Source organism: Streptomyces fuscichromogenes, from assembly GCF_014645815.1.
GTDB classification, from domain to species: domain Bacteria; phylum Actinomycetota; class Actinomycetes; order Streptomycetales; family Streptomycetaceae; genus Streptomyces; species Streptomyces fuscichromogenes.
Window position 1 is genome coordinate 12661 of sequence record NZ_BMML01000041.1, and the last position, 22698, is coordinate 35358.

21 protein-coding genes are annotated in these 22698 nt (G+C 70.8%); 8 read left to right on the forward strand and 13 right to left on the reverse strand.

Annotated elements, in window-relative coordinates:
* Nucleotides 1-55 precede the first annotated feature (55 nt).
* From IEZ11_RS46565 to IEZ11_RS46605, 9 genes are all read right to left on the reverse strand, one after another.
* The gene (locus IEZ11_RS46565) at nt 56-1315 is read right to left on the reverse strand and encodes an amidohydrolase family protein (protein ID WP_229713804.1); all 1260 of its coding nucleotides are present in this window, start codon (nt 1313-1315) and stop codon (nt 56-58) included.
* A 313-nt stretch (nt 1316-1628) separates the two neighbouring features.
* Nucleotides 1629-2366 carry a hypothetical protein gene (locus IEZ11_RS46570; protein WP_189269162.1) on the reverse strand — a complete coding sequence of 246 codons (738 nt, stop codon included), beginning with the start codon at nt 2364-2366 and terminating at the stop codon, nt 1629-1631.
* Between the two features lie 98 nt (nt 2367-2464).
* The gene (locus tag IEZ11_RS46575; protein WP_189269163.1) at nt 2465-3646 is read right to left on the reverse strand and encodes an acyl-CoA dehydrogenase family protein; all 1182 of its coding nucleotides are present in this window, start codon (nt 3644-3646) and stop codon (nt 2465-2467) included.
* Nucleotides 3636-4235, reverse strand: coding sequence for an alpha-hydroxy-acid oxidizing protein (locus IEZ11_RS51585; RefSeq protein ID WP_229713805.1), 600 nt, complete (start codon nt 4233-4235; stop codon nt 3636-3638). The genes IEZ11_RS46575 and IEZ11_RS51585 overlap by 11 nt, the downstream gene beginning before the upstream one ends.
* Before the next feature lie 176 nt (nt 4236-4411).
* Nucleotides 4412-5608: a mycofactocin radical SAM maturase gene (mftC, locus tag IEZ11_RS46585; protein ID WP_189269164.1), complete on the reverse strand. Its 1197-nt coding sequence runs from the start codon at nt 5606-5608 to the stop codon at nt 4412-4414.
* Complete coding sequence (mftB, locus tag IEZ11_RS46590) at nt 5605-5880, reverse strand: mycofactocin biosynthesis chaperone MftB (protein ID WP_229713807.1); 276 nt, start codon at nt 5878-5880, stop codon at nt 5605-5607. Before mftB ends, mftC begins: the two co-directional genes overlap by 4 nt.
* Nucleotides 5881-5889: 9 nt before the next feature.
* A complete protein-coding gene (mftA, locus tag IEZ11_RS46595; protein ID WP_229713810.1) occupies nt 5890-6027 on the reverse strand; it encodes a mycofactocin precursor MftA in 138 nt (45 codons plus the stop codon).
* 563 nt (nt 6028-6590) lie between these two features.
* Nucleotides 6591-7418 (reverse strand): SDR family oxidoreductase, encoded by an 828-nt coding sequence (locus tag IEZ11_RS46600; protein WP_189269165.1) that lies wholly within the window; start codon nt 7416-7418, stop codon nt 6591-6593.
* A 296-nt stretch (nt 7419-7714) separates the two neighbouring features.
* Nucleotides 7715-8434 carry a response regulator transcription factor gene (locus IEZ11_RS46605; RefSeq protein WP_189269166.1) on the reverse strand — a complete coding sequence of 240 codons (720 nt, stop codon included), beginning with the start codon at nt 8432-8434 and terminating at the stop codon, nt 7715-7717.
* A gap of 82 nt (nt 8435-8516) precedes the next feature.
* Here IEZ11_RS46605 and IEZ11_RS46610 point away from each other — a divergent pair, with 82 nt between their 5' ends.
* From IEZ11_RS46610 to IEZ11_RS46645, 8 genes are all read left to right on the forward strand, one after another.
* Nucleotides 8517-9668 carry a sensor histidine kinase gene (locus IEZ11_RS46610; protein ID WP_189269167.1) on the forward strand — a complete coding sequence of 384 codons (1152 nt, stop codon included), beginning with the start codon at nt 8517-8519 and terminating at the stop codon, nt 9666-9668.
* On the forward strand, nt 9656-10309 hold the full coding sequence (locus IEZ11_RS46615; RefSeq protein WP_189269168.1) for a response regulator: 654 nt from the start codon (nt 9656-9658) through the stop codon (nt 10307-10309). The genes IEZ11_RS46610 and IEZ11_RS46615 overlap by 13 nt, the downstream gene beginning before the upstream one ends.
* A gap of 220 nt (nt 10310-10529) precedes the next feature.
* Complete coding sequence (locus IEZ11_RS46620; protein WP_189269169.1) at nt 10530-11855, forward strand: lipase family protein; 1326 nt, start codon at nt 10530-10532, stop codon at nt 11853-11855.
* A 151-nt stretch (nt 11856-12006) separates the two neighbouring features.
* Nucleotides 12007-12840, forward strand: a complete 834-nt coding sequence (locus tag IEZ11_RS46625) for an NAD(P)H-binding protein (protein ID WP_189269170.1) — start codon at nt 12007-12009, stop codon at nt 12838-12840.
* A gap of 449 nt (nt 12841-13289) precedes the next feature.
* Nucleotides 13290-14528, forward strand: coding sequence for a sensor histidine kinase (locus IEZ11_RS46630; protein ID WP_189269171.1), 1239 nt, complete (start codon nt 13290-13292; stop codon nt 14526-14528).
* Nucleotides 14529-14653: 125 nt separating this feature from the next.
* Nucleotides 14654-15076, forward strand: coding sequence for a hypothetical protein (locus IEZ11_RS46635; protein ID WP_189269172.1), 423 nt, complete (start codon nt 14654-14656; stop codon nt 15074-15076).
* Nucleotides 15077-15197: 121 nt separating this feature from the next.
* Nucleotides 15198-16352 carry a sensor histidine kinase gene (locus IEZ11_RS46640; RefSeq protein WP_189269173.1) on the forward strand — a complete coding sequence of 385 codons (1155 nt, stop codon included), beginning with the start codon at nt 15198-15200 and terminating at the stop codon, nt 16350-16352.
* Nucleotides 16340-16999: a response regulator gene (locus tag IEZ11_RS46645; protein ID WP_189269174.1), complete on the forward strand. Its 660-nt coding sequence runs from the start codon at nt 16340-16342 to the stop codon at nt 16997-16999. Before IEZ11_RS46640 ends, IEZ11_RS46645 begins: the two co-directional genes overlap by 13 nt.
* 4 nt (nt 17000-17003) lie before the next feature.
* Here the strand turns inward: IEZ11_RS46645 and IEZ11_RS46650 are convergent, their stop codons facing one another.
* From IEZ11_RS46650 to IEZ11_RS46665, 4 genes are all read right to left on the reverse strand, one after another.
* Nucleotides 17004-17945 (reverse strand): SGNH/GDSL hydrolase family protein, encoded by a 942-nt coding sequence (locus tag IEZ11_RS46650; protein WP_229713812.1) that lies wholly within the window; start codon nt 17943-17945, stop codon nt 17004-17006.
* A 303-nt stretch (nt 17946-18248) separates the two neighbouring features.
* Complete coding sequence (locus tag IEZ11_RS46655; RefSeq protein ID WP_189269175.1) at nt 18249-20489, reverse strand: MMPL family transporter; 2241 nt, start codon at nt 20487-20489, stop codon at nt 18249-18251.
* A 251-nt stretch (nt 20490-20740) separates the two neighbouring features.
* Nucleotides 20741-21400: a response regulator transcription factor gene (locus IEZ11_RS46660; protein WP_189269176.1), complete on the reverse strand. Its 660-nt coding sequence runs from the start codon at nt 21398-21400 to the stop codon at nt 20741-20743.
* Nucleotides 21401-21432: 32 nt separating this feature from the next.
* Nucleotides 21433-22614, reverse strand: a complete 1182-nt coding sequence (locus tag IEZ11_RS46665; protein ID WP_189269177.1) for a sensor histidine kinase — start codon at nt 22612-22614, stop codon at nt 21433-21435.
* Nucleotides 22615-22698 lie beyond the last annotated feature (84 nt).

A 22698-nucleotide genomic window follows, 5' to 3' on the forward strand; every position in this document is an offset into this window, starting at 1 on the left:
CCCCCCCCCCCCCCCCCGGCAGGGTTCACCCGTCGCTCATCGCCTCCCGACGACGTCAGACCTCCTCGGCGACGGGCGCCAGCTTCCGGCTCGCGTCGAAGCCGACCACCTTCGCGAGGGTGCCGCCGAGGATGGCGGCACGGTCCTCGTCCCCCACGCCCTCGAAGTTCTCCGCGATGCACTCCTCACTGCTGCGGAACGTGCCCTCGGCGTGCGGGTAGTCGTTGCCCCACATCACCGTCGACAGCCCGGTGATGTGGCGGGCCTTGACGGCCGTGGGGTCGTCGGCGAACTGGACATGGATCTGCCGGCGGACGTACTCGGTCGGCTTGAGCGGGTAGGGCCACTTGTCGTTCACCGCGAACAGACGCCCCATGGAGGGCTGCTCCTTCGGACCACGGCTGTCGTCCCAGAAACCGAGCCACCAGTCGGGGTCCTGACCGGTGCCCGTCTTCCAGGCCTTGTCCATGTAGCCCATGAAGGAGACCAGCCAACCGGCCGTGTACTCGATCAGGTTGAAGTGCAGGTCGGGGAAGCGCTCGCACACCCCGCCGCCGACGAGGCTGGCGATGATGCCCTGCGGGCCGGCCACGGCCGAGCCGACCGCACTGCCCATGGTGCGGCCGGCCACCATGTCGTCGGTCAGGTTGCCCTTGCCCATGTTCATGGCCGTCATCAGGCCGCGGACGGTGAGCGCGGTCTCGGACACCTGTTCCCTGACCTTCACCCCGCCGGTGGCCACGTGGATGAACACCGGCAGCCCGTGCGCCTGCGCGGCCGCCCAGACCGGGTCGTACTCCCGCGAGTAGTACGGCAGGGGCGGGATCTCCGGGAGGAGAAGCGCGCCGATGCCCAGCCGCGCGACCCGCTCGATCTCCGCGACCGCCTCGGGGACGTCCGTGAGCGGGATCGCCGCCGTCGGACGCAGCCGGTCCTTGTACTGCAGATACCGCTCGACCAGGTAGTCGTTCCACACCCGGGCGTGGGCCATGGAGAGCTCGTGGTCGTCCGTGAACAGGACGAACAGCGAGAGGTTCGGGAACATCACCGACGCGTCGACACCGTCGAAGTTCATGTCCCGGATGATGTGCTCCGGGTCGCCGTCCGGGGTCTCCCCGCCGGTCTGCCGGTACTTGGAGATGGTCCAGCCGTCGAACCCGATGGTGTGCAGCTTCTTGAACTCCGTGTGCCCACCGTCGACGATCGGCTCGTCGAGGGTGAACTCCTCTTCCCACAAGGCCCGTTCCCGCAGCTGCCTGGGCAGCCGGGTCTTGAAGAGATCGACCGGCTCGATGATGTGCGAGTCGCCGGACACGACAAATTCCTTGAACACAGGCGGTACCTCTTTCGAACCTCGTCGTTCGTGGCAGAACCCAACCCGCGGATGATGCGAAGTTAGCTGTACCGCCCGGTCTAGTCAATGATTCAGCATATGGAATGACCGTTGAACCGAGGCCGCCGGAAACCTGACAGATTCCTGACATGGGGCTTTGGCACCAGGGCCCATTCCGTATATTCGAATTACGGATACTCAATTCCAGGCGGACACGGAATCGGCCCCGAGCGGACGACCAGCCGGATCCCGCGCCGTCTGTCGCGGGATCCGGTCGGCGGCGGCCGCGCGGGTTCTAGACGGTCACCGGTGCCGTGGCCTCCGTCCCGGCCAGTTCCTGCTCCTCGGACCTGACCGCGCGCAGCAGCACGACGGGCGTGGCGATCTTCCAGACGAAGTACGTCAGCATCGGGATCGTGTTGGCCAGTATCCCGTTCCAGGCCAGCGGCCCGGTCTTGAAGAGGAAGACGAAGGCCCCGGGTACGAGAAGGACCCCCAGCACCATGCTGAGCCAGCCGTACCAGCGAGGGAAGACCGGACGCTCACGCCGGTCGACGAACGACGCGTACCCGATCGACCAGACCTGCAGGACGAAGATGCAGGCGTTGCCGACGAACATCAGCCAGAACGTGTCGCTCATCGCGGCCAGTACGTCCGGGGAGTGGATCTCCGGCCGGTAGGCCGCCGCGGCCAGGATCGCGAGGGGGAAGAAGAACCCCAGCGGGGCGACCACGCCGGTGGTGAGCTGGATCATGGACAGCAGGCCCCAGCCGCCTTCGACCCGGCGCATCTGAAGGCTCGTCACGATCACGTACGGGTACTCGAAGGGGACGGTGAGCACCATCAGCACGACACACCACAGGATCCCGGTCCGGTGGTCGTGCAGGAACGTGACGATGTCCGCGGGGCTCTTCGTCGGACTCATCGGGGTGAGGATGCCGCCCGCGCTGAAGGCGGCGACGAAGCCGACCAGCAGGACGAATCCGCACCACGCCGAAATTCGTTCCAGTCTGAGGTACAGGTCTTTCCGCATCTGCAGCTCCCTTGTTGGCCGACGGCGTCGGACGACGCCGTTTCCTGACGGGTCCGCCGCGTCCCGGCCGACGGGCCTGTCGTACAGCGGCGCCGGAGTCAGATCAGGGCACGCATCGACTCGGGCAGTTCGAGCCCCATCTGGGCCAGGGCGTTCGCGTGGTAGGCCGTTCCGGGCACATGGATCATGTGCTGGAGTCCGACGTGGGCGTCCCGCCAGTAGCGCTGGATCGGGTTCGTGCGCCGGATGGCGTTGCCGCCGGAGCGCGCGAAGATCTCGTCCAGGGCGGACACCGCGCGCCAGGCGCAGCGGACCTGGTTGCGCCGTACGTTCGCCCGGTCCTCGATCGTCACCGGCAGGCCGGCCTCCACCCGGTCGTACAGCCGGCTGATGCCGTCGACGAGTTGGACCCGCGAGGCGGCGATCTCGGCGGCGGCCTCCCCCGCCGCGTACAGCACGTAGGGGTCGTCACGGACCTGGACACCGGTCACGGCCACCCGGTCGCGTTGCTGGGCGAGGTGGACGGCGAGCGCGCCCTCGCAGATGCCGATGACCGCCGCGGTGATGCCGAGCGGGAACATCGAGGCGAAGGGGAGCCGGTACAGCGTGCCGGTGCGGCCGAACGCCTCCGCCGCGGCGCCCTCCTGGACGGACTCCTGCCGGACGGCCCGGTGTTCGGGGATGAACGCCTTGTCCACGACGACGTCCTTGCTGCCGGTGCCGGACAGTCCGATGACGTCCCAGGTGCCGTCGACGATCTCGTAGTCGGAGCGGGGCAGTACGACGTGCAGCACGGTGACCGGCATGGCGGGCTTGCCCGTTCCGTCCCCGAGGAGTGCTCCGAGGAAGTCCCAGCGGCAGTGGTCGGTGCCCGAGGAGAACGGCCAGCGGCCGCTGAGGACATAGCCGCCGTCCACCGGCTCGGCGATGCCGTTGGGCATGTAGGGCGAGGCGATCCAGGTGTCGGGGTCCTCGTCCCACACCTCGTGGGCGAGGAGCGGGTCCATCTGGGCCAGCTCCCACGGGTGAACGCCGACCACTCCGCAGACCCAGCCGGCGGCCCCGTCGTGCCGGGCCACGGCCATCACCGCCTCCGCGAATTCCCGGGGATGCGCCTCGAATCCACCGAACTCCTTGGGCTGCAGCATCCGTACGACCCCCGCGGAACGCAGGAGTTCGACGGTCCGGTCGCTCAGCCTGCCGAGTGACTCGTTCTCGTCGGCCAGTGCGGCCAGTTCAGGACCCGACTCCTCGACACGGCCGACCACTTCATGCGTCACTCCGCACACCTCCCGGTGACTGGTCCCTCGCCCGCGGCGGGGTGGCCCCAGTGTCGGGGCACCGGACCGGCCCTCGCCCTCTGCTTTCCGCTGACCGGGACACGTGTACGTCAGCGCGTGACACGGGGCCGCAGGGCGGCGGACGAGCGGCCCCGAGGGCGGAGAACCAGACCCCGGCGCGGTACGCGAGGTCGTCGAGACGGCGGGCGACGCCGTAGCGAACGGGGTCCGGCGTGGCCTGATCACGTCGGTGCTCAAGCGCGATATCGGCCACGGCGGCGATCGCCGTGGCCCGTCGTACCCGGCCGCCACAACCAGGCGGCTCGGGGCAGCACTTGGGGGCGAACCGGAGCATGGTCCTCAGGTCGAGCCGGTCCGGGACGGCGGGGCTGCCCCGGTCACGGCCGTGCGAGAAGGACCAGTCGAGGGTGACGATGAGGGCCTTGGCGCACGCCGCCCGCGCCCGGTCCATGCGGCGCACCATGGTCGCGCGCGTGCCGCTCCAGCACAGCTGGAAGAAGAGGTCCGGCTGTGCTTCTCCGACCTCCTCCACCGGCTTGCTCGCGAAGGAACTGACCCCCGTGATCACGCGCCCCGGCTCGCCGCGGCCCGCGCGACGGCCACCTCCCCGTCCGGGTCCACGGCCTGTTGTCGTCGATCGTCCGGCCGCGTTCCGAGCCGGCCACGAGGGCGCCCTACACCGAACTCGGCAGCTGCCGCCTGGCCCGGCGCCGTGCCTCGGCGACCGTCTCGAACCAGGGGTTCCTAGCCATGCGCCCCGTTCTCTTCCTTCGGTGTGAGCCGCAGTCCGGCCAGCGGGTCCTCCACGCAGTCGCGCACCGGTGCGCCGGTCCGGTGGGAGTGGTCCCCGGACGGCTTGGGAAGTCCGGACCCACCGACCGGGCGCAGGGTGAGCAGCTTCTCGCCGTGTCCCTGGACGCATTCGGGGTCGGGGCCGTCCAGTGGCAACCCGGTGAAGAACTTCGCGGCCATGCAGCCGCCCTTGCAGGTGTCGTAGAACGCGCAGGAGGCACAGGCGCCGCCGTGCTGCGGTGTCCGCAGCCGACGGAAGAGCTCCGAGTCGCGCCACACCCTGGAAAACCCACCCGGGGCGCGGACGTTGCCGGCCAGGAACTCCTCGTGGATGGCGAACGGGCAGGCGTACACGTCCCCGACCGGGTCGATCAGGCAGACCACGCGGCCGGCGCCGCACAGGTTGAGGCCCGGCAGCGCCTGGCCGTAGCCGGCCAGGTGGAAGAAGGAGTCGCCGGTCAGCACGTTGTCGCCGTGCGCCAGCAGCCAGTCGTACAGCTCCCGTTGCTGTCCGGCCGTGGGGTGCAGGTCGTCCCAGACGTCGGCGCCGCGTCCGGAGGGGCGCAGCCGGGTCAGGCGCAACTGGGCGCCGAAGCGGTCGGCGAGGGCCTTGAAGTCGTCCAGCTGCGGGATGTTGTGCCGGGTGCAGACCACGGAGATCTTGAAGTTGCGCATACCGGCGGCGGCGAGGTGCTCCAGCGCCCGCAGCGCGGTCGCGTACGAACCGGGGCCGCGCACCGCGTCGTTGACGTCGGCGGTGGCGCCGTCGAGGGAGACCTGGACGTCCACGTAGTCGTTGCCGGCGAGCCGCTCGGCCGTCTCCCGGGTGATCCGCACGCCGTTGGTGGAGAACTTCACGCCGACGTGATGGTTCGTGGCGTGGTCCAGGAGTTCCCAGAAGTCGGGGCGGACGGTGGGCTCGCCGCCGCCGATGTTGACGTAGAAGACCTGCATGGCCTCCAGTTCGTCGATGACGGCCTTGGCCTTCGCCGTGCTCAGCTCGCGCGGGTCACGGCGGCCGGAGCTGGACAGGCAGTGGGCGCAGGACAGGTTGCAGGCGTAGGTCAGTTCCCAGGTCAGGCAGATCGGTGCGTCGAGCCCGTACTCGAACAGGTCGACCAGCCGGGACGAGGTGGGCGTGGCGGTCATGAGGTCCTCCCGACGACCATCGAGGACTGCGCGAGTACGGCGAGAGCCCGGCCGTAGCGGGACAGTTCGTCCTCTGCGAGACCCGCGGCCAGGCAGGCGGCGCGGGCCGTGGGCGCGTCCGCGAGCGCCTGGACGACGGCGAGCAGCCGACGGTCCTTGAGGAACGACAGCCTGCGGGTGCCGAAGTGGTAGAGCAGCGCGCCGAAGGGTTCCGGCCGCACGGAGACCTGCGGATGCAGGTCCCAGGCACGGTCGAGGTCCATTGCTGTCATGGTGGGGGCCTAGTAGACGCCGCACATGCCGTCGATCGAGACCTCCTCCAGGAGGTCCTCCGCCTCGATCAGCGAGGCGGTGAGCGCGGTGTCGTCGCCGTCGGTGCCGATCTCCTCGGCCGGGGCGGCGGGGCGGAGCTCGTTCACGGGGGTCTCCTCTCGTCGGGCACGGCTGACGCTAGGTGACGGCAGGGTCCGGTGCCGGGGACGGTCCCGGCCACCGGGACTCCCCGTTGTGCGGGCCGGTGACCGCGCCTTCCATCACCTGGCCTTGAGACCGACCGGCAGGTCCAATCTCCTTGCGGAAGGGGACAGTACGGTCCTCCGGGTCGTCGTCGAGCGCGGGCGGGCGGCCTGTGTCGTGGTCGAGCGGAACGGGCGGCGCAGGACCGTGGGCGGGGGTGAAATCGTGCTCTGGCGGGCTTGCGGGGCGCGGACACCTCGATCCTGCCGACGCCGTACGGCGCGGCCTGACGTGAACCGGTTCACCCTCCGGAGCGGCCCGGCCGCCGGGGGCGGGGGCCCGTCCGAGGGGCGCAGGGGCCCGCCCGGACGGGGCAAGGGCCCGCCCAGACGGGGCAAGGGCGGAGCCGATCGGAGCGGGCAACCGGTGACCGGCAACCGGGCACCGAGCACCGGGCGTACCCGGGGATTTCGGAGGGAGGTGCGCCGGACCACCCGGCCGTGCTCGGTGGTCCGGCGCCCCGTCGTCACCTGTCGCGGACGGCCGCGCAGACCCCGCCGTCGACGAGGATGTCGACGCCGTTCAGGAAGCTCGCCCCGTCGGAGAGCATGAACGCCACGACATCGGCGACCTCCTCGGAACGGCCGGTCCGGCCGAGCGGCGTCGCGTCGACGAGCTGCTGCATCACGGGGTGCTTCGCCGCCTCCTGCCGGCCCTGCGGGGTGTCGATGATGCCCGGTGCCAGCGAGCACACCCGTGCCCCGACCGGCCCGAGCCGCACCGCTTCCTTCCGCGCGAACCGGGCCACTCCGTACTTGGCCCACGGGTAGGCCAGGTTGGACTCCTCGACCTCCGGCCCGACGGCTTCCCGGATCCGGTCCAGGAAGTCCTCCCGCAGCGGGTCGTCCAAGGCCTCGGCGACGGCCGGATCGGGGTGGTCGACACCCATGAGCAGGGGAGACATCGAGGAGAAGTACACGTGCGCGGTGCCCGCCGTGGCCAGCGGACGCAGCGCCTCGGCCAGCAGGGCGGTCCCTATGAGGTCGACCTGGAAGATGCGCCGCCAGTCGGCCATGGTGGGCGAGATCCCGGCCGCGTGGGCGACGGAGCGCAGCGTGCCGAGTTCGGCGACCCGTTCGGCGAGACCGGCCAGGGCCGCACGGTCGGTGATGTCGGCTGCGAACGGCTCGGCGTGCGCCCTGCCGCCCCCGCTGTCGAGGTCCGCCGCCACCGCCTCCGCACTCGGTGCGTCCCGGTCGACGAGCAGCAGCACGTCTACGGTGTCGGCGAGCCGTCGCGCACAGGCCTCCCCCATGCCGCGTCCGGCTCCGGTGACTATTCCTACGGTCGTCATGCATTGCTCCTCGGCGCAGTGGTGTCCGTCGCCCGTGACACCCGCCCCGGACGGCCGGCCCGGGGCCCGTCCCGGAAACCCGGCCCCGTACCGTCCGGTCCGGTCCGGTCCAGTCCAGTCCCATCCGGTCCAGTCCGGCCCCGTCCGGTCCGGTGGCGACGGTCGCTGTCCCGGCATGCAAGCCCGCCTGTCTGACACCTGCCGGACCGTTACCTGACAATTCCCGGACGTGACCGCCGTCACATGGGCCGCGAGGGCCGCCCGGCGGTCGAGGAGGGCCGCCCGGCGGATCGGTCTCAGCAGCGGGGCCGCCCGAGCCGGTAGCCGAAACCCCGGTGCGTATGGATCAGTGCGGGCTCTTCCCGGTCCACCTTCAGACGCAGCCGGGAGACGAGCTTCTCGATGGCCTCGCTCGCCCGGAACTCACCCCAGACGTGCCGGCTGATCTGCTCCTTGGACAGCACATGCTCGGCGTTGGACAGCAGATGGCTCAGCAGCCGGTACTCGGCCGGGGTCAGACCGAGCGCCCTGGAGCCACGCCAGGCCTGGCAGCCGGCCCGGTCCAGCACCAGGTCGTCGCAACCGGCCTCCCCCGCCCCGCCCGGGGGGCGCCGCCCTCGCAGCAGGATCTGTGCGCGGGCCAGGACCTCGGTGGCCCGGACGGGTTTGGTGACGTAGTCCTCCCGTCCACGGCCGAGTACAGGCAGGAGGGTGTGCAGGTACTCGCAGGTGATCAGATACAGGAGCGGCGGCCGGTCCTCGGGCGGTATACGGCGGCCTCGGGCCACCTCCCTCAGATCCGGCATCGTGGCGTCCCAGACCACCAGGTCGAACCGCCGCCGGATGAGCTGCTCGATCCCCTCGACGCCGGTTCCCGCCCTGCCCGCGATGCGATAACCGGCCAGTTCCAACGTCGTGGTGAGCAGATCGGTGTCGGTGGAGTCGGGTCCCGCGATCAGCACGTCCCGGCCGCCGGTGCGGGACGGCGCGGCCTGGACCTCGATGTTCCCTCGCATCGCTGACTCCTCCTCGGTGATGGGACGGGCTGCGTCCGTCCAATAATTGCCTAACTCAAGCAAACCCACTACCGTCCTGCCCATGTGGAAATCGGTGCGCCGCGCGGCCTGGGCCACGCTCCACCTCTTCGCCGCCGCGGCGATGGCGTTCGGCATGTGGATCTTCATCACCGTGCTGCTGATCACCGCGGTCGGCACGGTGGCCGTGGTCGGCGCCTGGCTCCTGCCCGAGACCGTCCTGCTGATCCGGCGGATCGCGGGGGCCAAGCGGAGCCTGACCGCCGCGTGGACCGGCGTGAAGATCCCCGAGGTGTACCAGCCGCTGACCGGCACCATGCGCGAGCGGGTGGTCCGGTCGGTACGCGATCCCGGCACCCGCCACGATCTGCGCTGGGTGGTCGCCTACTGGTTCTACGGCGCCCTGCTCGCCCTCGCGCTGCCGCTGTGGCCGGTGGGACTGGTCGTCGACGGTGTGCGGTGCGGGCTGCTGCGCCGCGAGGCGGTCGTCCTGCCGCTGGTCGTGCGGCTCGCCGACCTGGAGGCCGACTGGTCGACCGCCCTCCTCAAGCCGTCCCCGCAGGCGCTGCTCACCGCCCGGGTCGAGCGGCTGGCGCAGACCCGGGCCGACGCGATCAACGCGCACGGTGCCGAACTGCGCCGTATCGAACGGGATCTGCACGACGGGGCACAGGCGCAGCTCGTGGCACTGTCCATGCGCATCGGACTCGCCAAGCGCGCCTACGCCGGCGCGCCGGAGAGCGCCCTCAAGCTGCTGGACGAGGCCCAGGAGCAGGCCGAGAAGGCGCTGACGGAGCTGCGGCACGTGGTGCGCGGCATCCATCCGCCGATCCTCACCGACCGCGGTCTCGTCGGAGCGGTACGGGCGCTGGCGGCGAGCAGCGGACTGGAGGTCGCCCTGGACGACGGCGGCCTGGACCAGGGGGTGCGCGCGCCCGCGGCACTGGAGGCGGCGGCCTACTTCGTGGTGGCCGAGGCGCTCACCAATGTCGCCAAGTACAGCGGGGTGACCCGCGCCGAGGTGCACCTCGTCCGGGCCCGGCGCGGCCTGCGGGTCCGGATCCGGGACGAGGGCTGTGGCGGTGCCGACGAATCGGGCGGCTCGGGGCTGCTCGGCATGCGGCGCCGGGTCGCCGCGCTCGACGGCACCGTGCGGATGTCCAGCCCCGTCGGGGGCCCGACCATGATCGAAGTGGAGCTGCCGTGCGTGTGGTGATCGCCGAGGACAACGCCCTGCTGCGGGAGGGACTGGTCCTGTTGCTGACCTCGGCCGGGCACGAGGTCGTGGCCGTCGCGGGCAGCGGGCCCGAGGTCCTGCCCGCGCTGCTGGCGCACCGGCCGGACGTGGCCGTGCTGGACGTGCGGATGCCGCCGTCCTTCCGCGACGAGGGGCTGCGGGCGGCGCTGGAGGCGCGCGAGCGGATCCCCGGGCTGCCGGTGCTGGTGCTCTCGCAGTACGTCGAGGAGTCCTACGCGGCCGAACTGCTGGGCGGCGGCACCAGCGGGATCGGCTACCTGCTCAAGGACCGGGTGGGTCGGGTCGACGAGTTCCTCGACGCGCTGGAGCGGGTCGCCGCGGGTGGCACCGCACTGGACCCCGAGGTCGTCACGGAGCTCCTCACCCGCCGCAAGGACTCGCCGCTGGACTCGCTCACCCCGCGCGAGCGGGAGGTGCTGACCCTGATGGCGGAGGGCCATGACAACTCGACCATCGCCAGGACCCTGGTCGTCACCGAGCGCGCGGTCCACAAGCACATCGGCAACGTCTTCCTGAAGCTCGGCCTGCCCCCGAGCGACAGCGGCCACCGCCGGGTGCTGGCCGTGCTGGCCCATCTGTCGCACACTCCGCGGGCGTGAGCACGGTCGGGGCTCCCGACCGCCCGGACAGGGCCCCCAGTTAGACAAGTTGTCAAATTACCGAACCGTAACCTACGCGGCGCTATCACGAGTAACTTACTCGTGCGTAAGGTTCTGGCGAACCACCCCCCCAGCGGGATGAGCCGGCCCGGGACGGCCGCGCTCTCCTGCCGCATTCACCTGTGCACCTCACTGCCGGCCGCATCACAGGAGGTTCGCCATGCCCGCACGCAGACGGCTGCTCGCAGCAGCAGTCACCGCTGCCGCCTGCCTCGGCGCCCAGGCCCTCGCAAGCACCGCCGCCACCGCGGCGGACGAGGTGGTCTCCAGAGGCGTCACCATCCCCGCGTTCTACGACCCGCCCGCCGGCCTGCCCTCGGCGAACGGCACCCTGATCCGCAGCGAGCCGCTCCCGCTCGCCCTCAGCCTGCCCGGCCTGGACGGTCCGCTCCCCGGCAGCGCGACCCGCCTGATGTACAAGTCCACGGATTCCAACGGTCAGCCGGTGGCCGTCACCGGCGCCTACATCGAACCGAGCGCCAGGTGGCAGGGCGGCGGCCCCCGGCCGCTGGTGGCGCTGGCCCCCGGCACCATGGGCCAGGGCGACCAGTGCGCCGCGTCCCTCGGTCTCGAACACCCGCTGACCGTCAACAGCCAGACGGTGTCCATCGGTTACGAGGACCTGGCGATCTACCGCCTCCTCGCGAAGGGCATCGCGGTGGTCGTCACGGACTACGTGGGCCTCGGGGCGACCGACCGGCTGCACACCTACGTCAACCGCCTCGACGAGGGACACGCGGTGCTGGACGCGGTCCGCGCCGCCCGCGCGGTCGACGGGGCGTCCGTCACCGGCGCCTCGCCCGTGGGACTGTTCGGCTACAGCCAGGGCGGCGGGGCGACCGCCGCGGCGGCGGAACTCCAGGCGTCCTACGCCCCCGACGTCACGCTCGCCGGAACCTACGCGGGTGCGCCGCCCGCGAATCTGACCTCGGTCACCAAGGCCATCGACGGCAGCGAACTGGCCGGCGCGCTGGGCTGGTCGCTCAACGGCTTCCTCCAGTCCGACCCGTCCCTGAGGCCCGTCGCCGAGGCGCATCTCAACGCCGCCGGAAAGGCCGCCCTCGCCGACCTGTCGACCATGTGTGTCGGAGACGCGCTCTTCAACTACGGCTACGCGAAGAGCACCAAGTGGACGACCGACGGACAGAGCATCAGCGACATCATCGCGGAGACACCCGCCCTGCAGTCGTTCCTGGACAGCCAGCGGATCGGCACCCTCGAACCGTCCGGGCCCGTCCGCCTGGCAACAGGCGTCAGCGACAACCTCGTTCCGCACGCCCAGGCGCGCCAACTCGCCGTCGACTGGTGCCGCAAGGGAGGCGACGTCACCTACAAGCCCGTCGTACTGCCCAACGTGGGAAGCGCGCTCCTCAACCACTTCGCCCCGCTGCTCACCGACCAGGGCGACGCCATCGGCTGGCTGACCGACCGGCTCGCGGGCAAGGCAGCCACCTCCAACTGCTGGAGCATGCCCGTCCAGCCGTGACCGGACCGGGGAGACCGGGCTGCCGGAAGAGGTTCTTCCGGCAGCCCCTTCGGACGGCTGCGCGGCTGTCGACGAACGCTCTTGACCTGAAGCGCGATCGAGCTTCTAGCGTGTCCTCAAGTCGATCACCTGACGGCGGGAGAACACGCTCATGATCCTCGTGACCGGAGCCACCGGAAACATCGGCAGCGCACTGGTGAGGGAGTTGCACTTGTGCGGGGCGGGGCCCCTGAGAGGGTTCACCCGTGACGCCTCCAGGGCGGCGTTCCCCGAGGGGGTCGAGGCCGTCGAGGGTGACTTCGCGGTGCCGGAGTCGCTGCGGCCCGCTCTGGAGGGTGTGCGCTCGCTGTTCCTCCTGTCGCGCATGGGCCCGGACGCGGACATCCTCTCGGCAGCGCGGCAGGCGGGTGTGGAGCACGTGGTGCTGGTGTCGTCCATCACCGTCCAGACCCATCCGCACCTGGGCCCCGCCGGCGAGAACCTGGCGGTCGAGCGGCTGCTCAAGGACAGCGACATGGCCTGGACGATCCTGCGGCCGACGCAGTTCGCCTCGAACGCCATGATGTGGGCGGGGCCGATCCGTAACCGTGCGGCGGTCCGCGCGCCGTACGCGGACACCGGCCTGCCCACGATCCACCCCGCGGACATCGCGTCGGTGGCGCGGATCGCGCTGACCGAGCCCGGCCACCGGGGGCGGACGTACGCCCTGACCGGTCCGGAGCCGGTGACACCCCGGCAGCAGGTCGAGGCCATCGCGGCAGCGCTCGGACGGGATGTGCCCTTCGTCGAGACCAGCCGGCAGGAGGCTCGTGCCCAGCTGGCCGCGGTCTTCGGCGAGGAGGGCGCGGACGCGGTGCTCGATGTCACGGGCGGGGACGTCAACGACGAGCTGCTGGCAGTGCGCGACACGATGTCGCGGGTCACCGGCTCCCCGGGCAGGCCGTTCCGGCGGTGGGCCGAGGAGAACGCCCACCTGTTCCGCTGAGACAGCCGGCCGGGGACGACCTGAACGGTGGTGTATCCCGCTCCACCAAGGACCCGGGAGCCCGCTCTCTCGTGACGACGGCCGAGTGACGCGATCGTAGTCGGCAGGGACACGAGGCCGTGAACGCGACCCGGCTTCTGATCACGTTCGGTGTCTGCCTGTCGCCCTGGGCACACGCGTGCACCGGTGCTCCGCACAGGGCCGGCAGTACAGGAGCGACGACGTTGGTCGTAGGCCCCGCCCGCCACGAACAGTCGAGCAACTCGACTCGGCAAACCGAGGAGAACACCCATGACGGCACCGCACCACGCCCGGCCGACACCCACCCGCTCCGGCACCGCCGACGCGACCGGCCCGGTGTCACCCGCGCCCTGTACACAGACGCGCGTCATGCCCCTGTGGCAGGCCCCGGACCTCACACGAAGCCCCGGCCGAACCCCTCATCGGCCGTGAGACACCATGCCGGCCGCCCACGCACCTCCGACCCGCTGATCGCCGCCGCGCTCTTCGCCTGTTCCGTTCCCGGCAGTCCGGTCACATGTCCCGGCCACGACCTGCACGTCCCGTGGTGGCCCGGCACACTTCTGGCCGGGGGCTCCTGCGTCGCCCTCGTGTGGCGCCGCCGGTTCCCCCACGCGGCCGCTGTCGCCGCCTTCACCTGCACGGCCGTCGCTGTCTGCCTCGGCCACTCGCTGACGGTCCTGCTGCTGGCGCCCCTCGTGGTCGCCCTCTGCTCGTTGGCCGTGAACACGGACCGCGGAACGGCGAACACCTTCGCGTTCACCGGTATCGGCCTGCTCACGATCACAGCCCTGCTCTCCGGCCCCGGCGGAGATCCACCGGCTCTGCAGCTGCTGGGCCCGGTCGCTTGGCTGCTCCTGCCCACCGCCCTCGGCACGGTGACCCGGTTTCGATCCGCGTGTCCGGAAGCCGAGCGGAGGAAGGCCGAGCACGCCGAACGCACATGTGAACAGGAGGCCCGACACCGCGTCACCGAGGAGCGCATGCGCATCGCCCGTGACCTGCACGACGTCGTCGCCCACCACTTGGTGCTGGCGAACCTCCACGCCAGTGCCCTGGCCCGCTCCGCCCCGACATGGCCGGAAGAGGTGTCGAGATCCGCCGATGCCCTGACGAACGCCACCTCCTCGGCCCTGCGCGAGCTCAGGTCCACCGTGCATCTGCTGCGCCATCAGCACGAGGAGGGAACCGGCAAGGGACACACCACCTCGTCATCCATGCCCGGACTGGCCCAACTCGACGACCTGGCAGGGTCCTTCGAGCGAGCCGGGCTCATGGTCACCATCGCCACCGAGGGTGAGCCCCGACCCCTCGGCCCGGGGGTGGACCTCACGGCGTACCGCATCGTGCAGGAGGCACTCACCAATGTCACCAAACACTCCTCGGCCGACACGGCGGAGATACGGCTCACCTACACCGACGACCTGCTGACCGTCACCGTCACGAACAGCGGCGCCCCGACGGCTTCCCCGTCCACGACGCCGACGCACGGCTACGGCCTCATGGGGATGCGCGAGCGGGCCCGCTCCGTGGGCGGCCGCGCCTGGGCGAGACACTGCCCGACCGGGGGCTTCAAGGTCGTCGCCGAACTTCCACAGCCGCCACGCACGCACCCCGAACGCGGACAGCCGTGGGACGGCAAGGAGCTTCGTCGCCCCATGGTGTAGCTGACTACACCTCGTCTCCGGGAGTGCGGTCCCTCGTGCCGACGGGCGGGTCACGGAATCGTCGAGGCCAGAGCGAAGGGAGTTCCCTTCGTCACCCACCTCCCCCTCCCCCGAAGGGAAATCACGTGAACTCGCTCCTCGCCAAGGTGAAGTCGTTCTTCGTCAACCTCGTCCTCTGGTCGTTCTTCGTCGTCGGCCTCGGCCTGAGCGGCGCGGCCAAGCAGATCTTCGACGGCAGCACACAGCAGAACCTCGCCACGTACGGCGGAGGGATCGCCGCGCTCGTCGCCGGCTCCCAGATCGCGAAGAAGCCGAGGATAAAGGCCTTCCTGGGACGTCCGGGCACGCTCTGGTTCCTGTTCCTGGTCAACGGCGCCGCGGCTGCTGTCATGTACTTCGCCATGAGCGGCCTGGACCGCTACATCGGCTCCGGCATGATGGGGCTGGTCTCCCTGGGCGCGCTCGGCGGCCTCGTCTCCGGCAGGAAGAACAGGAACAAGGCCCCGCATGCGGCCGCCCACCTCGCGGAGCACGCCCACCCCGAGTGACCACTGCGCCGGGCTGCCGCCACGAGGCATGGGTGTCCCGCACAGATGGTGTAGCCGGCTACACCACGACGGTGTGTTCTGCTCCCTCGGACGTCGATGTCCGATCGCCTAGCGTGGCGACATGGGTAAATCATTGCGGCAGGCCGTACGTGCCACGGTCCATCTGGTTCTGGCCGCAGTCATGACCTTCGGCCTGTACATCTTCATTACCGTCCTGATCATCACGGCCGTCGGGACGATCGCGGTGGCCGGGGCCTGGCTGCTCCCCGAGACCGTGCTGGTGATCCGTCGGATCGCAGGAGCGAAGCGACAGATGACGGCCAGGTGGACGGGCCGGGAGATCCCCGAGGCGTACCAGGCCATCGAGGGGTCGTTGCGCGAGCGCCTCCGCATCGCGGTCCGCGACCCCGGCACCCTCCTCGACCTGCGCTGGATGGTCGCCTCGTACGTGTACGGCGCCCTGGTGATCCTGGCGCTGCCGCTGTGGCCCCTGGCCCTGGTGGTGGACGGTGCCTGGAGCGGTGTGCTGCGCCGGTCGCCGGTCGTACTGCCGTTGATCACGAAGATCGCCGATCTGGAAGCCCGTTGGTCGACCGCCCTGCTCAGGCCGTCTCCCAAGGCACTGCTGGCCGCCCGGGTCAAGGCGCTGGCGGCCACTCGCGCCGATGCCATCGCGGCGCACGAGGCCGAGCTGCGACGCATCGAGCGTGATCTCCACGACGGCACTCAGGCCCGGCTGGTGGCCCTGTCCATGCGGATCGGGCTGGCGCAGCGCGCCTACGACCGGGATCCGGAAGGCGCGCGCACCCTGATGGCCGAGGCGCAGAACCAGGTTCAGGAGGCCCTCACCGAGCTGCGGCAGGTGGTGCGGGGCATCCATCCCCCGATCCTCACGGACCGCGGCCTCGCGGGTGCCGTCAGGGCGCTGGCCGCGGGCAGCGGACTGGACGTGACCGTGGAGGTGACAGGGGGGCTGGAGGAGGGGCCACGGCCTCCGGCCGCCGTCGAGGCCGCAACGTACTTCGCGGTCGCCGAGGCACTCACCAATGCCGCCAAGTACGGCGGTGGCCGTCGGGCCGACGTGCGGCTGGAACGGCTCCGTACCGGCCTGCGCGCCGTTGTCCAGGATGACGGCAAGGGCGGTGCGGACGAGAATGAGGGCACGGGCCTGCTGGGCATCCGCCGCAGGGTGGCCGCGCTGGACGGTGGCGTGATGGTTTCCAGCCCCGCCGGGGGACCGACGGTGATTGAGGTGCAGCTGCCGTGCGTGTGGTGATCGCCGAGGACAATGCCCTGCTCAGGGAAGGGCTGGTCCTGCTGTTGAGGTCTGCCGGACACGAGGTGGTGGCCGTGGTCGGGAGCGGGCCACAGGCCCTGCCCGCGATGCTGGAGCACCGTCCGGACGTGGCGGTGCTGGACGTCCGGATGCCCCCCGGCTTCCGGGACGAGGGACTGCGTGCGGCCCTGGAGGCCCGGCGGAACATCCCCGGCCTGCCGGTGCTCGTGCTCTCGCAGTACGTCGAGGAGTCGTACGCCTCCGAGCTCCTGGGGGGCGGTGCGAGTGGCGTCGGTTACCTGCTCAAGGATCGTGTGGGCCGTGTGGACGAGTTCCTGGAGGCGCTGGAGCGGGTGGCCGCGGGCGGCACCGCCCTCGACCCGGAGGTGGTCTCCGAACTCCTCACCCGCCGCCGCGACACACCGATCGACACACTGACGGCGCGCGAGCGCGAGGTGCTGCAGCTCATGGCCGAGGGCCACGACAACGCCACCATCGCCAAGACCCTCGTCATCACGGAACGTTCGGTCAGCAAGCACATCGGCAACGTGTTCCTCAAGCTGCACCTGCCCCCCAGCGACAGCGGGCACCGCAGGGTGCTCGCCGTGCTGGCCTATCTCAACAGCCCTGGTCAGGGCTCTTCCTGACGGGTCATCGGAGCGCTCGCAGAACGGCGTCGGCCATGCCCCGCTCGCCCCGCGCGTTGGGATGGACGGCCGCCGCCGCACTGCTGGGCAGGAGCGGCTCGATCCAGCGGGTGTCTTCATCCGCACAGGCGTCGTGCCCCTTCGAGGGCCCGTACGTGTCGACGTACACCGCTCCCGCGGCTTCGGCTCGCTCGCGCAGTTCGGTGTTGAGCCGCTGCTCCTTCTCGCGCAGGTACGCCGTGTCCCCCGGAGCGAGGGACATGTCCCGTCGGCAGGCGGAACTGTCTGCGGACAGGATGTCCGGGTAGCCGACGACGTAGACACGGGCCTGGGGAGCGCGGCGCCCGATCTCCCCCAGGGCATCGGCCAGCCGGGTGCCCGCGGCATCGATCTTCCGCTCGACCTGGTCCTCGCCGCCGTCCTCGGTGTAGAGCCGCTCGCAGGGCGCGTCCTCGGCGATGAACTTGCCGCTGCCGAGGGCGTGGTAGACCGCCCCCATGGCGACACAGCGTTCGATGATCGCCCCGAAGCCGATGTCGTTGCCGCCGATGCCGAGGCTGACCAGACGGGTCTTCCTCGACAGAGCCGTGAGCTGGGCGGGGTTCGTGCCGTTGCCGGTGTGCTGAGGTGCGGTGAGGTCGGCGACGGTCGCGCCGGTGCAGCTCATGTCACTGAAGTCCGCTGCCGAGACGCCGAGTCGGCCGGCGACCAAGGACGGGTAGTTGTGGTCGGAGCGAGCGCATCCCACCGGAGTGCCGTGCCGACCCGGAATGTCCGGGCCGGCGGTGTACGAGTCGCCCAGCGCCACGTACGGGCCCTTCGTCCAGGTCACCGAGGCGGCGGGCCTGTCGTCGCCGGCGTCGTGCGTGAGGCCGACGGCAGCGGCCAGGACGCCGACGGCTACGAGGACTCCAGCGGTGACGATGCGCAGGTCGGGTGTTGTCACAGTGTGCTGCCTTCCGGTTCGGGCATGACCGCGAGGTGCGGGTACGGGGGCGACCGGCTGTCGGGGGCCGCGGTGCCGGAGCGGTGTGGGCAACGGAGCGGTCGGGTTCCGAAGGGTGCCGTGCGCGCAAGGCCAGCGGGCCCGGCGGCGAGCCGAGAGGAAGGCTCGGGCCGCCGGGCCCGGGGTCGCGCCGCACCACCGTCCCCACGGGTCCGGCGCGGCGGGGCCGCCACCGCCCGAGGCGGCCCCGGTCAGTGGGCGGACAGATCAGGAGGACGTCCGCCGTGGCGGGTCGGCTGATGCTCAGCCGAGGAGAACCGGCTCTGTGGCGGGCGGTTCCTCCTGGATCACCTGCTGGGGAGCAGGCACCTTGGCGTTGAGCTTCTCGCCCTCGACGTCGATGTCCGGCAGCAGCCGGTTCAGCCGGCGGGGCAGGTACCACGCCTTGTCACCGAGCAGGGACAGCACGGCCGGCACGATCAGCATCCGGACGACGAACGCGTCGAAGAGGACGGCGATCGCCAGTCCGAAGCCGATCATCTTGATCATCGACTCGTCGGCGCCGATGAATCCGGAGAACACCGCGATCATGATGAGCGCGGCGGCCACCACCACGCGTGCGCTGTAGCGGAACCCGGAGACGATCGCGGACCTGGCCGTGTCGCCGTGGACGTAGGACTCGCGCACCCGCGAGACGAGGAACACCTCGTAGTCCATGGCCAGTCCGAAGACTATGCCGACCAGGAAGATCGGCATCATGCTCATGATGGGTCCGGTGGACTCCACCCCGAGCAGGGCGGCGCCGTGTCCCTCCTGGAAGACCAGGACGACCGCGCCCAGGGCCGCCAGCACGGAGAGCAGGAAGCCGACGGCGGCCTTGAGCGGTACGAGCAGGGAACGGAAGACGAGCAGCAGCAGGACGATCGCCAGGCCGACGACCACCGCGAGGTAGGGGATCAGGGAAGCCTGTACCTTCTCGGCGACGTCGATGTTCAGTGCCGTCGTTCCGGTGACCTCGAAGGTCGCTCCGGCGGTCCGGGCCTCGATGCCGGCACGTTCGTCCCGGATGGTGGTGACGAGGTCCTGGGTCTTCTTGTCGGTGGGACTGGTGGCGGGCGTGGCCGAGAAGACCGCCGTGTCGCCGGCCTGGTTGAAGCGGGCGGCCGAGACGGAGACCACACCGTCGGTGGCGGCGATGTCCTTCTTGATCGTCCGTACGGCGGCCTTCGCCTCCTTGGCGCCTCCCGCGCCCCGGGCGTCCACCACGATGGTCAGCGGACCGTTGAAGCCGGGGCCGAAGCCCTTGGCGAGGTCGTCGTAGGCACGCCGCTCGGTGGTGGACGTGGGCTTCGACTCGTCGCCGGGCATGCCCAGTTGGAGATTCATGGCCGGGACGGCGACCGCGCCGAGGCCCACGACACCCAGCAGCAGCACGGGGAGCGGGTGCCGCACGACGATCCGCGCCCAGCGTGCGCCGCCGTTGTCGCTCTTGCGCTGCTTGCGCCGGTAGCGCTTGGAGTTCTTCCGCGCCCCGCGCTCCAGCACCGCGTCGGGCCAGAACCCGAGCAGCGCGGGAACGAGCGTGAGGCAGACGAGGACGGCCAGCAGCACCCCGCCCGCGGCAGCCAGCCCCATCTTGGTGAGCGTCGGGATGCCCACCACCGAGAGGCCGGCGAGGGCGATGACGACGGTCAGGCCCGCGAAGACGACCGCGGAGCCGGCCGTACCGACGGCGAGACCGGCCGCCGTCCTCGGGTCGTGTCCCTTGGCCCGCTCCTCGCGGTAACGCGAGACGACGAACAGGGCGTAGTCGATGCCGCAGGCCAGGCCCAGCATGGTGGCCAGCGTGCCGGTGCTCTCCGACAGACCGAAGGTGCCGCTCAGCGCGGTGATCGCGGTCATGCTGATCCCGACGCCGAGGATCGCGGTCAACAACGGCAGCCCGGCCGCTGCCAGCGATCCGAAGGTGATCAGCAGGACGACCGCGGCGATGGCCACACCGACGGCCTCGCCGGCGCCGCCGGCCGCGGGCTGCGCGGCGAGCGCGTCCCCGCCGGCCTCCACGGTCAGGCCCGCGTGGCGGGCCTGACCGATGGCCTTCTCCAGGTACGCCTTGCTCGCGTCGGTGAGGTCACCGGCCTTGGCCTTGAAGGAGACGGTCGCGTACGCCGTGGTCGCGTCCTTGCTGACGGCCTCGGCCTGGAAGGGATCGACGGCGGCGGCGACCTGTGGCCCTTCGGCGGCCTGGTGGACCAGTCGTTCGACGGCCTTCTTGTTCTGGCCGACGGTGATCTTCTCTCCGCTGGGTGCCACGAACACGATCCGCGCGTTCGCCCCGTCCGCCGCCGTGCCCGGGAAGCGGTGCTCAAGCAGGTCGAAGGCCTTCTGGGACTCGATGCCAGGCATCGTGAAACCCTCGTCGGCAGCCGCGGGCGCCTTGGCGGCGACGACACCGACGACGCCGAGGACCGCCACCCAGAACAGGGCGACGAACCAACGCCACCGGAAGGCCACACGGCCCAGGTGATAGAGGACAGTTGCCATGGCGAGGAGGGCCTCCACATCAGCGGTACGAGATCGGCGAGAAGAGGGACGGCCGCCTCTGCCGCGTGATGTCGGCGCCGGTCAGGGACCGTGGGAGGCTCGTTTCCCTGATCTCCACGATCCCGTGGAGCCGCCTGGTGGCGCGATGGACCACACTCCCCGATCGTGGTGTAGCGGACTACACCATCGATTTACGAGCAGACTCCCCCGCCGCCCGGCGGCAGGAGCCGCCGGCGGATCCGAGGCATCGGTCAGGGACGGACCAGCCCGCTCTGGTAGGCGATGACGACGAGTTGGGTGCGGTCGCGGGCGTTGAGTTTGGTCATGGCGCGGTGGATGTGGGTGCGGACGGTCAGGGGGCTGAGGAAGAGTTCTCCGGCGATCTCGGCGTTGGACTTGCCCTGCGCCGCCTCGATCATGACCTCGCGTTCCCGGACGGTCAGGTTCGCGAGTTCCGGTGGTGGGGCCGTCGTGGGGGTCGGGGCGGTGAGGAAGCGCGTGATCAGGGTCTGGGTGGCCTTCGGTGACAGAAGTGCCTCGCCGCCGGCCACGGTGCGGATCCCCTCGACGAGTGTCTGGGCGGAGACGTCCTTGCCGAGGAAGCCGCTGGCGCCCGCGCGCAGGGCCTGCGCCACGTGCTCATCGGTCTCGAACGTGGTGAGGATGAGGACGCGGGTGGCGGACAGGACGGGATCGGCGCAGATCCGGGTGGTGGCGGCGAGCCCGTCGGTGCCCGGCATCCGGATGTCCATGAGCACGATGTCGGGATGGTGCCGGCGGGTGAGCTCCACCGCTTCGGCGCCGTCGGCGGCCTCGCCGACGACTTCCATGTCGGGCACCTCGCCGATGAGGATACGGAAGGTCATGCGCAGCAGCTGCTGGTCGTCGGCGAGGAGGATGCGGATCGTCATCGGACCTGTCTTCGTCGGGGGGATGGCTGCGGTCAGGGCAGGATGGGCAGCTCGGCCGTAACGGTGAAGCCGCCGTCCGACCGGCGCCCGGCGCTGAAACTGCCCCCGGCGGAGCGGGCGCGCTCACGCATGCCGATGAGTCCGAAGCCGTCCCCGTCGGCAATGCGGGTGGGGGTGGCGGCAAGCTGTCCCGGCGTGTTGGTGACCGTGATCGTCAGCCGTTCGTGCCCGTAGCCGAGCCGGGCGTGTGCGGTGCCGCCGGGTGCGTGCTTGGTGATGTTGGTGAGGGCCTCCTGCACGATCCGGTACGCGCTGAGGTCCACACCGGGTGACAGCTGCTGTTCCTTGCCGTCGATCGTGACCCGGACATCGAGACCGGTCGTCCTGAAGGACTCGATCAGGTCCGGGAGCTGGGCCAGTCCGGGGGCAGGTTCGAGGGTGTCGGGGTCGTCGGGCTGGCGGAGCAGGCCCACGGTCGCCTTGAGTTCCCGCAGCGCCGAGGAGGTGGTCGTGGCGAGCTGGTTCACCATCGGGGCGACCTTGTCGGGGCTGGTCCGGGCGAGGAAGGTGAGGGTGCCGGCCTGGGCGTTGGCGAGGGCGAGATGGTGGGCGACGACATCGTGGAGTTCACGGGCGATGCGCACGCGTTCTTCGGCCACCCGGTGCCGGGCCTCCTCCTCACGGGTCTGCTCGGCGTACCTGGCACGGGTCTCGACGGCTTCGAGGTAGGCGTTGCGGATGCGGGTGGCGGAGCCCAGGGCCACCGGCAGCAGGAGACAGAGGACGGGATTGACCGTGGCCAACGGCCAGGGGTGGCCGTAGCGGTCGCCGAAGAGGGTGGACAGCACGACCATCGCCGTCACGGGGAGGCAGAAGCGGTAGACCCTCCTGGGAGGTTCCTGGGCGGCGAAGCTGTAGAGCGCGACCAGGACGGGCGCCAGGAGCATGGGGGTGAGGAGATAGCCCACCCCACCGGCGGCGGCGGCGCAGACCGCGGTGACGAGGACGGTCGCCCGCGGGTGCCCGCGCCTGGCCAGGACGGCGGCGGTCGCCACGGCCGCGAGCGGCAGCGCGGACCACCAGCCGAGACCGTCGGCGTAGGACTTGCTGCTCTCGTACGCCACGGGTCCCGACAGGATGAACAGCACCACGACGAGCACCGCGTCGAGGGGACGTCGGTGTCGGCGGGAGAAATGCTGCCAGCGGGTGGTCATCGACGTGTGCTCCGGCGAGATGGGCCTGAGGACATCCTGCCAAATGACCGCAACCCGTGAGGCCGGGCGCCCGCGGTGTCGCGA